The 15882-nt window shown below is 37.8% G+C and carries 10 protein-coding genes; 7 read left to right on the top strand and 3 right to left on the bottom strand.

Going from position 1 to position 15882, the window contains the following annotated elements; genetic code table 11:
• The first annotated feature begins 58 nt into the window (after window positions 1–58).
• The 5 genes from dndB to KNP74_RS05365 are packed head-to-tail and all read left to right on the top strand — an operon-like array spanning window position 59 to window position 6341.
• Entirely contained in the window at window positions 59–1159 is a 1101-nt protein-coding gene (gene dndB / locus KNP74_RS05385; RefSeq protein WP_214763754.1) for a DNA sulfur modification protein DndB, read from the top strand.
• Between the two features lie 28 nt (window positions 1160–1187).
• Complete coding sequence (gene dndC, locus KNP74_RS05380) at window positions 1188–2843, top strand: DNA phosphorothioation system sulfurtransferase DndC (protein WP_214763752.1); 1656 nt, start codon at window positions 1188–1190, stop codon at window positions 2841–2843.
• Complete coding sequence (dndD, locus tag KNP74_RS05375; RefSeq protein WP_214763751.1) at window positions 2833–4857, top strand: DNA sulfur modification protein DndD; 2025 nt, start codon at window positions 2833–2835, stop codon at window positions 4855–4857. The genes dndC and dndD overlap by 11 nt, the downstream gene beginning before the upstream one ends.
• Complete coding sequence (locus KNP74_RS05370) at window positions 4841–5221, top strand: DndE family protein (RefSeq protein ID WP_214763750.1); 381 nt, start codon at window positions 4841–4843, stop codon at window positions 5219–5221. Before dndD ends, KNP74_RS05370 begins: the two co-directional genes overlap by 17 nt.
• 1 nt (window position 5222) lies before the next feature.
• Window positions 5223–6341, top strand: coding sequence for a cysteine desulfurase family protein (locus tag KNP74_RS05365; RefSeq protein ID WP_214763748.1), 1119 nt, complete (start codon window positions 5223–5225; stop codon window positions 6339–6341).
• 61 nt (window positions 6342–6402) lie between these two features.
• Here the strand turns inward: KNP74_RS05365 and dptH are convergent, their stop codons facing one another.
• From dptH to dptF, 3 genes are read right to left on the bottom strand one after another with little or no spacing between them, the layout of a single operon-like run.
• Complete coding sequence (gene dptH / locus KNP74_RS05360) at window positions 6403–10440, bottom strand: DNA phosphorothioation-dependent restriction protein DptH (protein WP_214763746.1); 4038 nt, start codon at window positions 10438–10440, stop codon at window positions 6403–6405.
• On the bottom strand, window positions 10421–11830 hold the full coding sequence (gene dptG, locus KNP74_RS05355) for a DNA phosphorothioation-dependent restriction protein DptG (RefSeq protein ID WP_214763744.1): 1410 nt from the start codon (window positions 11828–11830) through the stop codon (window positions 10421–10423). The genes dptH and dptG overlap by 20 nt, the downstream gene beginning before the upstream one ends.
• Before the next feature lie 22 nt (window positions 11831–11852).
• Entirely contained in the window at window positions 11853–14162 is a 2310-nt protein-coding gene (gene dptF, locus KNP74_RS05350) for a DNA phosphorothioation-dependent restriction protein DptF (RefSeq protein ID WP_214763743.1), read from the bottom strand.
• 121 nt (window positions 14163–14283) lie between these two features.
• Between dptF and KNP74_RS05345 the strand changes: the two genes are divergently transcribed.
• Both KNP74_RS05345 and KNP74_RS05340 read left to right on the top strand, forming a co-directional pair.
• Window positions 14284–15672 (top strand): DNA phosphorothioation system restriction enzyme, encoded by a 1389-nt coding sequence (locus KNP74_RS05345; protein WP_214763742.1) that lies wholly within the window; start codon window positions 14284–14286, stop codon window positions 15670–15672.
• Between the two features lie 20 nt (window positions 15673–15692).
• On the top strand, window positions 15693–15881 hold the full coding sequence (locus tag KNP74_RS05340) for a hypothetical protein (protein ID WP_128122838.1): 189 nt from the start codon (window positions 15693–15695) through the stop codon (window positions 15879–15881).
• The last annotated feature ends 1 nt before the right edge of the window (window position 15882 follow it).

The raw sequence follows: 15882 nt of genomic DNA, 5'->3' as shown, positions 1-15882 counted from the left end.
ATAAAACATTGTACTTTCTTTAAATTACGTACGTAATTTATTTTAAAGGAGATTGGCTATGGATCCTAATTTCAGTTATAACTTCCCTGCTTTACGAGGCCATCAAGCCGAAAAAGAATACTTCGTCGTAATGTGCCCCTTAAAATTGATTCCAAAAATCTTTTTATTTGATGAGGAAGAAGTTCCTCCACAATACCGTTCGCAACGTATATTGAATAAATCTCGAGTTCCTGAAATTACAAATTATATTGTAGATCAATCAAAGGATTATGTCTTTTCTTCTTTGACTGCATCTATTGATGGTGAGATTCAATTTACTCCCTTTTCAGATGAGCCAAATTTTAAAGATTTAGGAAAACTCTCTATCGCGCTAGATTCACGCTTTTTAATCAATGACGGTCAACATCGACGAGCCGCCATTGAAGAAGCTTTGAAGATTATGCCTGAGTTAGGTAATGAAACGATTTCGGTCGTCTTTTTCCATGATGAAGGATTAGAACGTTCTCAACAGATTTTCTCGGATTTGAACCGTCATGCCGTGAACACTACGTCTTCGATTGGAATTTTATATGATCACCGGGACCAATTGTCACTTTTGACAAAGGAACTTGTCGAAGAAATCCCGCTTTTAAAACGCTATACAGAAATGGAAAAGACTTCGCTGTCTAAAAATTCACCAAAACTATTGGCATTGAATCATATTTACAATGCGAATAAGCGCTTAATCAACAAGAAAAAAGGTGCGCTTCTAACTGAAGAAGACGCATTGAACATTAAAACGTTTTGGATGACTCTATGCAATAGTATTCATGAATGGGAGCAGGTGTTTAATAAAGAAATCTCTCCCCGTGATCTCCGTATGATTTCAATTGCCGGTCAAGGTCTATTCATCGAGGCTGCAGCAGAAGTAGCTCGTGCATTGATCGAACAGAAACCTGATACATGGACTGCATATCTTTCAAAATTCAAAGACATCGATTGGAGTCGATCGAATGAGAAGGATTGGAAAGGTCGTGCTTTTAATGAGAATGGAAGAATATTAAAGAATAACTATACGATTCGTTTAACTGCCATTCGCATCAAATCTTTACTTGGCATCGAACTTACTAAAGAAGAGAAAGACTTCGACCAACAAAAATCCAGCATGAACGTTATATAACTGTTTTGGCACGAGAGGATGATGATTTATGACACAAGGTATTATTAGTAATTTATTTACTCAGCATGAAGGAGACACGGTCTCTAGACGCTCTATCGATTTGATTAAACGAGTCTATTTAAATGACTCACGTCCCTGGGTAGTCGGATTCAGCGGCGGAAAAGACTCAACACTGACGACACAACTTATTTTTGAAGCGCTATTGGAGCTTTCACCAGAACAACTCCACAAAAAAGTATTTATCATTTCATCTGATACATTGGTCGAGAACCCGCTCGTCGTCTCGATGATTAATGGATCACTCCATCGGATGCAGGAAGCCGCGTTAAAATATAATCTCCCGATTGAAACTCAGAAGGTCAAACCGCTTACGGAAAAGACCTTTTGGACGAATATTATCGGCCGTGGGTACCCTACCCCTAACCAGACATTTAGATGGTGTACCGATCGATTAAAAATCGATCCAGCCAACCGTTTTATTAAAGATAAAGTTTCGAAGTATGGTGAAATCATCATGGTACTTGGTGTCCGCTCATCTGAGAGTACGAGCCGTGGTCAATCAATTAAAGATCATGAAATTTCTGGTAGCGAACTGATGCGACATACCTCATTGGCCAATGCGTATGTATTTGCTCCAATCAAAGAGTTCGTTTTAGACGATGTATGGAGCTATCTGCTTCAAAACCCTGCTCCTTGGGGCGAAGATCATCACAAACTTCAGAAGATGTATATGGACTCAAGTAGCGAATGTCCTTTAGTCGTAGACCAGAATATTAAGGAAAGCGCCGGTTCATGTGGGAATAGTCGCTTTGGCTGTTGGACATGTACCGTCGTCAACCAAGACAAATCGCTGACTGGTTTCATTCAAACTGGTGAACATGACTGGTTGAAGCCTTTATTGAAATTCCGTAATAAGATGGTACTTATTCGAGACGACCGTTCGAAACGGATGCATAAGCGGATGAATGGTGCCTTCTACTTGCTAGAAGTTCCACACGAAATTAAAGAAGATGGTATCTATATCGCTCAAAAGAAAAAAGGTGGTCGTGCAGCCACTTCTCATAAAGTTGTAGATCGTATTGAGGACTTAACAGACGAGAGCGTTCTTGCAGTTCCAAAACGTCAATTAAGTCAGTTCATTGCGACACATAATATTGATTTGAGTAAACCAGAGGAGTTCAATATTCAATTTGTCGTTCTTGAAACGAATGACGACGGGCAAGCTGTTTACTCACATCTTGGACTCGGACCGTTCACGTTAGCTACTCGAATTGAACTGATGCGTGATTTGCTCATCCTACAACGTGACTTAAAAGTTCCAAACTCGGTGGAGTATAAGTTGATTCAAAACGATGAACTACGTGCAATTCGTCGTCTATGGCTCCGTGAGGGTGATTGGAAAGACACGTTACCTGGACTATATCGTGAAGTATTCGGTGTCGATTTGGATTGGGAACAAGACGATCGCCAAATCTTGACGAGTGATCAAGCAAATGACTTGGAGCTACTCTCTCAAAAGCATGGTCTTGATTTCAACATGGTTCAAAAATTATTTACGACGGCAAATGATTTTCTAGGTGTAAAAGTAAAGCGTGGATTCAATAAAGATGTTGCTGCATTATTGAGCCAAGATTATTTGAATCTGTATAAAGAGCAAGGAGATTTAAAGAACTATGAAGATTGAATCGATTGTCCTGAAAAACATTGGAGCCTATAAGAATCAAACGTTTGATTTTACGAATCAAAATTCTAATAAAAATGTTGTTTTAATCGGAGGGAAAAATGGCGCAGGTAAAACGACATTTTTGAATGCTCTCCGCACAGGTTTATACGGGAGTCAGGCGTTTGGAATCAAAGCGCCAACTCCCTCTTATTTCCGTGAGATTGAAAAGTTAATCAATAGCGAAATTCGAGACCAGCGTGAATGGTATAACGTGAAAAAAGTGATTTCAAAAATTCAAATCACGTTCACTACGACTACAAACCAAACAACGTCTCGCTATCTGTTTGAACGATCTTGGGGAATCGACGCAAAGAATATTAAAGAATATTTTAATATCTATCGAGACGGGAGTACCCTTCCATTAGCAGAAAAAGATCAAAGCCAAGTCTATTCATTATTCTTGGAACGAACCCCATTATATCTCTTCAATGTCTCTTTATTTGACGGAGAGACAATTAACCAAATCATCAACGAAGGAAAACTTTCGGAATACCTTGATAACTTAATGAAAAGTGCCTTCAAGTTGGAAATTCCTGATTTATTAACTGAGACCATTGAAACGCTTGTTCGCGATGAAGCGAAAACGAAACTGAGTAAAGAAAAATCAAAACGTTTGGATGAAATCAAGGGTGACTTGATTGAGGCCGAACAAAAGCTTCAAAAAAATCAGATTGAAAAATCACAAGCTCTTCAGAAAATTGAAATCAGTGAAGCTGAAGTCGCCTCTTTCTCTGAATCACTAAAATCCCATGATGTGATTAGTAAAGAAGAAGAAGCGAAATTAAAAGATGACATTAGAAGACTCGAACATGAGCGTCAATCGTTGAAGCAATCGACTTCAAACTTCTTTAGTGAATATTATGCCTTTACGATTAATCACGACTTACTTAAGCAAGCTGCTGATCAAGTGGAGTCAGAATTATTAGTGCGAAGTGTGGAGGACTTAGAAAAGGTCTTCTCCGATGAGTTCTATAAAAATGTCTCACGCAACTTAGGCGGTACGGTTCAACATGATTTGTTAAAGAATGAATTCAATGCTGCTTTAAAAATGGCGGTTCCATCTACTGAAATCATTCACGATGCTTCATTCAGCTCGAAAGCAAAAGTAGAAAATATGCTCTCGCTTGTTGATGCTAATTCATCTGAAAATTTATTGTCAAACCTCAACCGAGATGATGAAATCATCGACGAATTGAAAACGTTGCGAAGAAAACTGATCATTCGAGAAGAGAATCATATCGATTTCGAGAAGCAGTTTGAAGAGCTAAATCGATTAAAAGTAAATCACCTTCACTTAAAAGAACGTTTTGAACACATCGTTCAAACTGAAGATGAACTTCATGCTCAATACTCAAATTTAGTAGAAGAAAATGCCCTGCTCAAGCAAGAAATTGAGAAAATCACTTCAAAATCGAGCCTTCTTTCGCAGAACGCAAATCTTACATTAGCTTTACTCGAAGACTTTAGACTACAACAACGCTACAAAGTCATTCGCAATGTTGAAGAAAATGCTTTACGGATGTTAAAAACATTGATGCGCAAAGAAGATTACATTGAGAAGCTATCGATTATGCCTGAAGATTTCTCTTTGACTTTATTATCCAAAGATCAATCTCGAATCTCTGTGGCCACTTTGTCTTCTGGTGAGAAACAGATTTTATTGCTTTCATTGATTTGGGCAATCTTTAAAGTTTCTGAAAACCAGATGCCATTTATTTTCGATACGTTGTTAGGTCGCCTGGACCGAGACCATCGTTATAATATTCTTCGCAACTTGCTGCCTAACTTCGGTGAACAGGTCTTAGTGCTATCTACTGACTCAGAAATCAGTAAAGATTACTATGACGTACTAAAACCGTCTATTTCTAGAGAGTATAGTCTCCAATTTGATAACGAGCTTTTAGAAACACAAGTCATTCCATCGTATTTTGAATTTGAAAACGCGCAGGTGAAAACTAATGAATTACCGTCTTAAACTAACTGAGCAAACTCATCTCTATTTTAAAGAGATTTCAAACTCGACTCATATCACGCCAAATATACTGGCTCGTTTTGCCGTGGGTATTTCACTAAAGAACAAACAAACTCCAACCAGCATTAAGGGCCAAACGATTTCAAATTTCGAAATCAATCGTGCGACGTTAACTGGTGAGCATGATGAGATGTTCAAAATGATGATTCTCCAACATGCAAATATGCACATTGAGGAAGAGCATTACTTTCCTGACTATTTCAATGCGCACATTACTAGAGGCGCTGAAGAACTTTATCAAATGTTTCAGTTCTCAAGAAGTACGAATCAATTCTTAAGAGAGTTATTGGCTCTACAGGAGGGGTAACATGCTATACCTAGACAACAGTTCGACGACACCTGTTTATCCTGAAGTACTTGAAGCGATGCTCCCCTACTTTCTTGAAGAATTCGGAAACCCTTCTAGTAAGTATTACTCGCTCGCAGAGAACTCCAAGAATGCTGTTGAACAGGCTCGAGAACAGTTAAGTAAGTTTTTTAACTGTTCTTCCACAGAGCTCTATTTCACTTCGGGAGCCACAGAAAGTAACAATTGGATTTTAAAAAGTGTGAGTTCTTCTCAACCGAACCATCAAGTGATTACAACGGTAGCCGAACATTCATCTAACTTGGAAATTGCCAAGTATTTGAGTGAACAATTGAAAATTCACGTCGAGTATCTATCTGTTGATCAGTTCGGAAGAATCAATTTCTCTGAATTAGAATCCCTACTAAAAAAACGCCCTACTTCACTCGTTTCAATCATCTGGGGAAATAACGAGTTAGGGTCGTTAAATGACATTCAGAGAGCTTCTGAACTAGCTGCTCAATATGGTGCACTCTTCCACACCGATGCGACACATGTCGTCGGGAAGATGAAAATCAACCTGTCAGAACTGACGAACGTTCATTTCTTATCCGCTTCTGCGCATAAGTTCAACGGTCCAAAAGGTGTCGGCGTAGCTTATGTGCAAAAGGATGAGGATGGTATTCCAAGAAAGTTGACACCCTTAATACACGGTGGTGGCCAAGAACAAGGCGTGCGCGGTGGAACGTTAGCGGTTCCTTTAATCGTAGGAATGGGGAAAGCCGCTGAAATGCATCAGGCATCTTTGTCTAAGAATATTCAAAAATTACAAAAACTTGAACAGCATTTGGTTCAACTTTTATCCCAAAAATTCGGATCGAATATTCGATTCAACAGTGATCATACTGATAAAATACCTGGTATTGTTAATGTTCAATTCGTCGGGATTAACAATGAAGTGCTCGTGAAACAGCTTGCGCCCGTGATGGCTGTCTCTACTGGTTCGGCATGTAGTTCGAGTAAGCCAAGTCATGTGTTACAAGCGATTGGATTAACATTGGACGAAGTGCGATCTTCGATTCGATTCTCGCTATCTTCAAGCATCTCTTTAAAAGATTTAGATATTTTCAAAGAACTTTGAAAGTATTTTGAAAGTATACAAATAAGACCGGCTCAATTGAAAATGAGCCGGTCTTCCTAATTTAAAATTTATTAATTTTAAATGTCTCGAGCATTTCTTCTCTAGGAATATCCTTTTTCCCGTGAACAATTGATTGTCGAATCTCTTCAATCGAATATGAACCACCACTGATTCCATATTGTTCTGGTAAATTGAGCAACAGGATGTCATCCTCGATTCGTTCTACTGACGAAATGGTCTCTTCGGTCTTGAATGACACGACCACACCTTTGTTGAAGTAATCTGCTAATTCGTTAGAGATCTCATAGTCGCCTTTCATCAGTTTCTCGACGACTGAAAGGCGTTCATTTTCAAAATCATAGTCGTTATCTTTTTCGCACCACAAGTTCCCTTCGAACAATTTCTTGGCATTCGCTAAGAATAAGTGGGCAAAGAACATCCGATAGTACTGTTGCGAGAATGTAGTCTCTCTCTCCCCAGCACCCAACTCAGTATCGAAAAGTTTTTTCGTCTTTATAACTTGTTCTCGTGCTTTATCTAGTACATTGCTCAAGTTTCTACCGATTTTCACTTCAATCGGATAGAAGTGCATTTTTAATTTGCCTTCTGTCTCTTGAATACCAATCAAGAGTAAGTCGTCTGAGTAGCTTCCTGACTTCCCTAGCGCTTTAACGGTGAACGGTGAACTTGCGTGGTTCAACCCGATTGCTTTTGCCACACGTAAAATTTCCTCTAGAGAGATTGGAACCCAGGTGATGTCGTCGGTTGTGAACATAGCCAACGAATATTTCACAGCGGCCAACAAACTGAATTTTTCTCGACTCTTATGAATATTTCGAGCCGTCTCATTGCTGAGCCCTTGTTGAATCATAGACAGCAGCCATTCACCGTTAATGACGTTGAACGTTTGAATAATCTCTTTGATACTCTCATCTGTATTCAAATCAGGTTTTTCATGGTTTAAATAATCTTTAATAACGGCTTGATATTGCGCTGTTTTTTTCGTAACAGTAATCGCATCATACCGATAAGAAGAAGATTGATCGTTATAGTGAATGATGATTAATTCATTATCTGGGTTTCCTTGCTTAGATGAAAAATATCCAAGGTCAACAGTCGGTTCAATTAACGTGACCCAGTGAGAACTTTCATAGATATTCTGCAACTTATAGCCATCTCTAGCATCAGTAATACTAGCCAGTGCCGTAACACCATGTGCGAATGAACTACTACCGTTGTCCTTCATATGAACGTTCAATTCATTAAATGACTTAGCACAGCGCAAGAGTAAATCATTGTCTTCAATTTCATAGCCGCGAAGTCCAAAGCCCATACTAAATTGACCGTCTTTGATGGTCGGTGCGAGCGTCGAATACAAACCACTCATCGCATTTCCGCTCTTAATGTACTCCATTTTATCGGTAATGACTTGCTCCTCACCACTCATCTTATAGAAACTGATGTGAGCATAATCAAAATCATTAAATTGCTCATTTTGAATATGATAGTGATTGATGAACGATTGAATCTTCTCTGCCACTTCTTGTGGAGAAAGAATAAAGTTTTTGGGAATGAGCGTGTATAAATACTCAAACTGCTCCCAATCGTCTTCCATAAAATCTTTAGCTGCAAATTGATCGAATGCACTTCTGTATCGACCGGAATCACAATAAAGTTTTACTTCAACCGGAATCACTTCATCTTTATTCTTTTCATAACTATCTTTCAGTTGACGGAAAATCCATTCAACAACACCTTTTAATACCATCTCATCATTTTTTATCTCAATCACATTTAAATATAAAGGAGCTCTAACGACTTGATTTGTCTGATAAAAGAGTGAGGTGAAATGGTCTACAAACTGATTTAACTTTTCTTTGACCACTTCTGACAGGAAGCGGTCAGCCTCAGCTACAACAACTTCTTCCTTTACTCGATAAATCATCCATTCCGGTAAATTCGACTGAGCTTCTGCTTTATATGCTTTACCTTCAAACCAAAGGTATGGGGCCAGTGCATCAGCACGTAAACGTTTAAGCACACTTTCCGACACTTCTTCATCCCCAAGTTGAGTGTTCAACTCTAATTGAAACGCAACGTTAACCGGATGGAATGGAGTGAAGTAGACGATTTCCTCTTTTTTGTTAAACAACACACCTAATTTTAAAATCGAGTGACCGACTTCAAATAACCGATCAGCCTCTTGAATCGATTCAATCGCTTTTACATAGGCTTCCACATAATTCAAAGCAACTCGTTTATATTCATCATCCCAAAATGCTAACATCGGGACAGTCTTTTTGATTTTAAAGTGATTTAGGAAGAGATTGTACGCTTCTCTCAACTCATAGAAAGCACCAAACTCCAAATTGACAGGACTGATTACACCTGAAGACAATACAGCTGTTTGCATACTTTGCTCAAGCCATTCCATTTCATACTCTAAAAAATCTTTATATTCATTTTGTGGATAGTAAATTTGGTTCTTTAAAATTAGTTTTCCATCCGTGCCATGGACAATCGAAGAACGCTTCTCACGTTTCTCTTTATACAATCTAATATTTGCGATTGGATGCGGTTTAGAGGCATCAACACTCAGCTTGATATTAATTGGAGTTGATTCTCCAACGCTTAATTGCAAAAATTGATCTTCTTCAAACAAATCTTGATCAAAATGATACGTGATGTTCGGTTCATCATCTACTTTTACCAGTGCTTGCTCTTGATACACAGGCGTTTGTGAACCGTCTCCTAATCGCAGCTCGCCTTCTTTGTTCCCTAAAATCAAATATTCGGTATCGCTTCCTTTTACTCGCTTCACTTCATAAGTTCCAGCGTAGTCTTTAAATACCTCGCTTGAGAATGGGAACACCATGATATTTAACTCTGAATACAGTGTATTTTCATTTTTCACTTTATATTTCACCGTACATTGTGTAGCGCTTTGGGTTTGAGTAGAAGAGAGCGTCACATATAGATTGTTTGTTTTCACACTTGGCGTCACTTCGAGCAATGGATTGCAATACTCAATTTTGACTTGTGATTCTTCCAAACTCTTGCGAACACCTTTTCCTTCAATTACATACTTAGCTCGCAATTTAATTTCTTGTTCGTGAGACGGATTGAAAATCGCGACATAGCGCGTACGTTTTCCAGTCTTAGTCGTTTTGTGTGGACGATCCCAAACAACTACTGACGAATGTTCATTGACGATTGTAATTTCATCAATTTCAAACACTTTATTGTTTTTTTCAGCTTTCAGCTTGATGACATCATGTAACGTGAGTTCATTCCAATGGTCATGCTTGAGTTTATTGACACCTTGTTCATTGAACTTTTTAGGTAATTGCGTCTCCGTCGTTTCGTTGAAATGACTATCTTGAACAAACTCAAATAAATCTCGGTTTTCACGCAGTCTCTCTCGTATTTCTTTTTTGGAAGATGTCTGCACGAATGATTCGAGCTCTTGGTCATGGAAAAATCGTAACGTTAGAAAATCAGACTTTGAAAGTTCTGATTTTTGCATGAGGGATAAGATTTCTTCAAAATCAAAGAACGAGACACCTTTGAACGAGCTGAATTCTTCTTCAATTTCTTTCAAATGAAAATCAATTACTTCAACTAACGCGCCCTTACGTTCGGCCATCTGTTTTAATTCACTCTTCAGTTCTTCTAGAATTTTTTGTGGGTTCAAAGGCATTCCTTCTTTTTGAAGGTTGGCGCCACCACCATCAATACTGTCGAGCTGTCCATGGTAAATCACAAGGAGTGAGCGGTTCACGCCTTCCCCTTCTTGTTCACTGACCAAGTTGCGAAGCTTAACGAAGAAATCGGGTTGGACGCCTTCGATTTGAGTCGCAATAATCAACTCGCTTGTCCCGTAATCAATTGCAATCGTGCGGTATTCAGTAACACCGTTCAGCTCGTACTCAAACATTCTTACTCGTTCGCTTGCTTCTTGTTCAAGATAGTCTTTCAAATATTTAACATGACTTTCTTCTTCTAGCTGCAAGTAATATTTGTCTCCAGGTTGCGGAGTGTTTACTAAAAAATGACCGTTTATTTTCTTGGTGACGTACTCATAAAATTGGTTTGACATACTGCGCCTCCCCACTATCGCTCTTCTTATCGATGACGTTTATTTTTTCTAATAATTGTAAGAGTGCTGTTGATGATTCGTTGTCAAAATTGATGCCTCTTTGACTCAAACGCTCCAGCAGCTCTACAAATGTAATTCGATCGTCTTTACAACTAACGGCACACATCAAAATCAGCATTTCTTGGTTCAACGATAATACGTATCCTAGACGTCCTCGACGTTTCGTAAAGTGCGACTTTGCAATGTTCTTGACGTGATCGCCATAACGTGACTGCGCCTCTTTAGGAGTCGTAATTTTCATCGTGTTGAACAATTGTTTAACCGCTTCGTTAAATGTCACACTACGTTTCACTTGATTTTCTAAGCCAGCGTATGTGAGAATCCGTTCACTTTGCAAATCAATATCATTTAAAAATTGATTTTGGTCCGCCTCTTCTAGGGATTCAAAATACTTATAAATCTCATCATAAGTCATGATTTTAGACTTATCTTGCTCTAATGATGGGTTATGAGAATTACAACTTAACTGTGCCATCGTCAACTCATGTACAAATATATTCTCACTAGCACTATTTAATAGCCCCATACCAGAGTTCATCGTCTTCCGTCTTGAAGTAACAGTCGTTTCATGATGAATGGTATAAAACAACTTAGATGGCTGATGCCAATTAGACGTTTCAAAATTATTAATCTTAATTGTCGTCTGGGAAACAACATAGTGTAAGTAGTACTTAAGTAAGTGGTTGATTTCTTTCAAAAAATATTGAGGATGCTGTGCTAAATAAATCAAATCTTCGCCCAGTAATTTTATTGGTAACGAAGAATAAAGAGCATGCTCCACGCTATACTTCTTCTCAGTAAGTTTAGGCAGTAAATTCACAATCATTTTGTCTAACAACGTCTCATTTTGCTCAGACATAAAAATTTGTCTAATCTGTTTGATTTGTTCTTCCTCCAAAGCATGATGTGTCAAGTCTGCTAAAAAAGTCCCTAATTTTTTCTTTGTAGCAGGATTTCCTTGAATGTACATGAACATACTCGGATGAGTAACATTCAATCCACCGTCTCTTTGAAGAAGCAAATCACTGAAAAAGGTATGGATTTCATCTTCGTGTTCAGGTAAACTCTCGACTCGATCCAAGACTCCTTCTAAAAGGTGATCTGTATTGAATGATTTGGCTGATAAATCTTGATTGAGAAGTCTTCTAGAGAACGCTCCGACTTCTTTTTCCCAGTCTGAAAGGGCATTTTTAATTGAATCACTCTTCCCTGTAGTAAAAGGAAGAACTTGATAAAAATTTGAGGTTTGACGTTTTGCTATTTTTTTTCGATCTTTATCTAGCACAATCACTTGTTTCTCATCAAATATTTTTTCTGGTAATAATCTCATCATTTACACCTGCTTTCAGAACTTACAATTTACTGAACACAATTTTTTCTTCACTACTAAATGGATCTGCTTCTTGTTTTAAGACAAATGTTTCTCCCGTTTGAATTACATAAATCAACACTTCTTCATTGTTTGAATTATATGTGCGGATGGCATTTGCAAATTCGCTGAATCGAATCGCATCATCAAAATCAATCTTGGATGGTTGGTAACCTTGATCAATTTTCGTAATCAAATTGAACATTTTATAATCGATTTCAAGTTTGATTCTTTGTTTATTTTCACCTACTGCGAACTGAATAAATAATGAGTTGCGGAACTGAACGACTTGTTCTTCATTCTTCGCCACCATGCTGATTGGATCTAACGTAAAGCTGACCGGTTTTGCAATGCGATAACGTTTTGAAACTTTTGCACTTGTGTCAAATAGATATTTCTTTTGGTCTTTTTTGAAACCAAACCATAGCATGAGCGCATTTTCAAATTTCTCATAAAGTGATTTGAGATCATATCTTTGTCCTGTGTAATAGGCATACAGATATTTTGAAAATGTCTCAATCGTTGTTTGAGAAATATTCATCTCTCGAGGGTTAGATAGATAAAGTAACCGCAACAACGATTGCGTATGTTCGGTGACAAGTGCTCGATCCAATAAATCAAGTTGATACGTTTGTCTAGTCGACTCATCGAACCTAGAAACGAAACCACTTACGTCAGCTTCAAGATTAATTTGAAGGATGATTTGATCAATTTCTTGAGAACGATAAGCAATTGGATCCTCATTTCTTAACATGACGGAAATCGGAGAATCATTTTGACTCGTAAATAGCTTTTGATGAAGACCATGAATTAGTAACGTTTCAAGTACAATTTTCTGTTTACTAATGTTTGACCAATTTCCTGGAACCATTACTTCATAAATTAAATTGAAAAATTGACGCATCGATAAAACCGCTTTTTCCTTCAAGAGAGAACGGGCGATCAGATTCACAAGGTTGCGCCGTGCATTCAAATTGTTCATGAGTAAAAAGTTACGATGTACGATGGAGTCAATGCCTTGCCTCATGTCCTCCTCATATGCCAAATAAAATGGATTGTCATCGTTTTGGTCGAACATCTTCGATAAAATTTGCATTAAGAAGTTCGACTCCACTCCACCCTTAGTGAGTTCGTACATTGGATAGTCCGAAAAACTAACCATTGAAAAACACTCATGCTCCGAAGCTTGAGAAATTTCATTCTCAAAGATTCCTGATTGTTCGACGTATGCGATCAACTCGTTAAATGTATTTTCACTGTCCAATGAGTTCACATAATCATACAAAAACTTATGTAATACACCTAAGTTTATAGCCAAAACAAACTCATCTGAGCCTTCCGTCAATCGTTGGTCTGAAAATGGAATGAGCTTCTCAAATAAGGTTTCCATCGCTGTCTTATGAGGAGAAAGACTTTCCGTCGCATCATTCCAAATTTTATTTTTGTATCGGTTCATCAATTCAGGCTCAGCAGATTGTAGATGTGATAGGATATGTGACTTTCCATCACCTACACTTCCAATCAAGAGTGTTAATCGTTTTTGCTCAGGCTGCTGTAAAAGCTGAACTAATTTTTTCTCAATTGGTCGTTCAACGTGTAGATACTGCTTTAGAGAACTTAATGGAAGTTCGGCACTTTCAACTGCCTCTTTTGAAGACTCGTTCAGCCTTGATAAAAGATTATACAAATAACTCTCATTTCCACTCTCAACCTGAGGTATAAATTCATATAATTTATTTTTTTCAGTTGCTTGTGAGTCATTTCCGGCGGAAGAACTCTCCCCTTTGTTACTCACATTTAAAGCTTTAATTTTAGCCTCAAGCTGTTCTTCCAAAATCTTTAAAATATCATCATGACCCCGACTACCATTTTTTTCTGCTGGATGTGTGGGTGGCGCATATTTTGGAATGGCTGGCGGATTTGCATAGTTAAGAACGTACGACTCTACGATGTCATATAGCTTTGACCATATTTGAGGTAAGATTTCATGAGCTTCTTTGGTAAACAATTCATGAGCTGCACTATTTCCATTTTTACGAATGTAATGAAGATCTGATGCAATTTCACGATTTATAATCCCTTCTGACTGAAGTAATCGTATATTATCATTTAAGTTATATGTATTATGTAAATCATTTACCTTTATCCAATCATTCACAATAACTTCAATCATTTTTCTTGCGTTTAGTAATGCAAATTCTGTTTCCTTCGAATAATATTTGTCCTCTATAATCTGCGCCAATTCTTCGGCTTTTGGATTAATGGGTTTTAGAAATGAGAAAAAATATTCCATGTCATTCATTCCTTTCAATCAACCTTAATAACTTTTTTATTAACTATATCCTTTATTATATCTATAATAAGAGTATATGGTAGGTTTTACCTACTTCTATATATGATAAAGGAGCTATAATATGGATTCAACCACTCAATTCCCTTCTTTACCTACATGGTTTATGCCTCGAGACTATCAACTTGAAGCAATCTCCAAATGGCGAGCCAATAATTATCACGGTCTATTAGAGATGGCTACCGGTACTGGGAAAACCCTTACGGCTCTTACTGCTATCACAAAACGAGTGGAAGAGACTGGGCGACTGGCCGTCATCATTTTATGCCCTTACCAGCACTTAGTAGATCAATGGGCAAAGGATGCAAGAGCCTTTGGCATGGATCCAATTCTATGTTACGGTTCAAAGTCCCAATGGAGCACTACTCTTTCAGGAAAAATCACGCAATATAATTTTAAAATCAAAAACTTCATGTGCGTCATTACTACCAACAGTACATTCAAAAATGATCATTTCCAGGCTCAACTTAGTAGAATTTCAGATGCTGGCATGCTTGTCGCCGATGAAGCACACAACTTGGGTACTAAACAATCGTTACAGTCTCTCCCAACACAATTTAAAAATCGACTAGCTCTCAGTGCTACGCCGATTCGACATCATGATGAAATTGGAACCGAGCAACTGCTAAATTATTTTGGTGGATCAATATATCAGTTTACTTTGGAAGAGGCCATTCAAAAAGGGTTTTTGACGAAGTATTATTATTATCCTCATTTGGTGTCCCTTACTGAAGAAGAGCTTGAAATTTATCATGAGCTTACAAATAAAATCTCAAAATTGATTAATCTTTCTGAGGACAAATCAATCGAATCTTCCGGAAGTGACACTGGAATGTTGGAAATGCTATTAATTAAGCGAGCCCGTTTAATTAATGCGGCGCAAGAAAAAGATATATTGTTGAAACAGCAACTTAGTACCCAAGATAACCTAACTCATACCATTGTGTATTGTGGTGATCATTCTAAGGAAGATCAACGTCATGTCGATCATATTGCTCAATTCTTAAACGACAATTTGAGGATTGTAGCTAAAACCTTCACTTCGACTGAAACAAAAGAACTTCGGCAGGAGCTCTTAAAAGATTTTTCAGAGAACACCATTCAGGCGCTTGTTGCCATTCGTTGTTTGGATGAAGGCGTAGACGTCCCTTCTGCTGAGACCGCTTACATTTTAGCGAGCACGACTAATCCTAAGGAGTTTATCCAACGCCGCGGAAGAATATTAAGAAAACACCCGGGAAAAGAGTACGCCTACATTCACGACTATATCGTTATTCCACGCCCCTTGTCAGAAATTGACTTGCTGACTGACAAAGAGTTTAACATTGAAAGACGACTTTTAATGAATGAACTGAAACGAGTTAATGAATTTGCATCAATATCTGAAAACCATTATCAAGCACTTCGTGTCTTAACTCCAATTAAAGAAGCATTTAATTTAGTCGATCTATAACGAACTATGAGGTGAATTCAATGAATCCGAACCAATCATCTAATGAACAAGATGTGTATGCATTATTAAACAATCTAACAGAAATAGAACAACAAATTCTTCAAAATATTATTCGATTAGAAAAAGACTACTTAGACAAAGAAGGATCATTTACCGCTGCACAACTGCCCGATGAATTCTCAAAACTCATTAAAAAGGAGTACATCTGAC

It is taken from the genome of Exiguobacterium sp. s141, assembly GCF_018618085.1.
In the GTDB taxonomy this organism is placed as follows: Bacteria; Bacillota; Bacilli; order Exiguobacteriales; family Exiguobacteriaceae; genus Exiguobacterium; species Exiguobacterium mexicanum_A.
Note: the sequence above shows the minus strand (reverse complement) of the source record. Positions and strands in the feature narration are given on the sequence as shown.

Coding starts and splice junctions, on each gene's coding strand:
- dndB (WP_214763754.1), top strand. CDS start 59: ATGGATCCTAATTTCAGTTATAACTTCCCTGCTTTACGAGGCCATCAA.
- dndC (WP_214763752.1), top strand. CDS start 1,188: ATGACACAAGGTATTATTAGTAATTTATTTACTCAGCATGAAGGAGAC.
- dndD (WP_214763751.1), top strand. CDS start 2,833: ATGAAGATTGAATCGATTGTCCTGAAAAACATTGGAGCCTATAAGAAT.
- KNP74_RS05370 (WP_214763750.1), top strand. CDS start 4,841: ATGAATTACCGTCTTAAACTAACTGAGCAAACTCATCTCTATTTTAAA.
- KNP74_RS05365 (WP_214763748.1), top strand. CDS start 5,223: ATGCTATACCTAGACAACAGTTCGACGACACCTGTTTATCCTGAAGTA.
- dptH (WP_214763746.1), bottom strand. CDS start 10,440: ATGTCAAACCAATTTTATGAGTACGTCACCAAGAAAATAAACGGTCAT.
- dptG (WP_214763744.1), bottom strand. CDS start 11,830: ATGAGATTATTACCAGAAAAAATATTTGATGAGAAACAAGTGATTGTG.
- dptF (WP_214763743.1), bottom strand. CDS start 14,162: ATGGAATATTTTTTCTCATTTCTAAAACCCATTAATCCAAAAGCCGAA.
- KNP74_RS05345 (WP_214763742.1), top strand. CDS start 14,284: ATGGATTCAACCACTCAATTCCCTTCTTTACCTACATGGTTTATGCCT.
- KNP74_RS05340 (WP_128122838.1), top strand. CDS start 15,693: ATGAATCCGAACCAATCATCTAATGAACAAGATGTGTATGCATTATTA.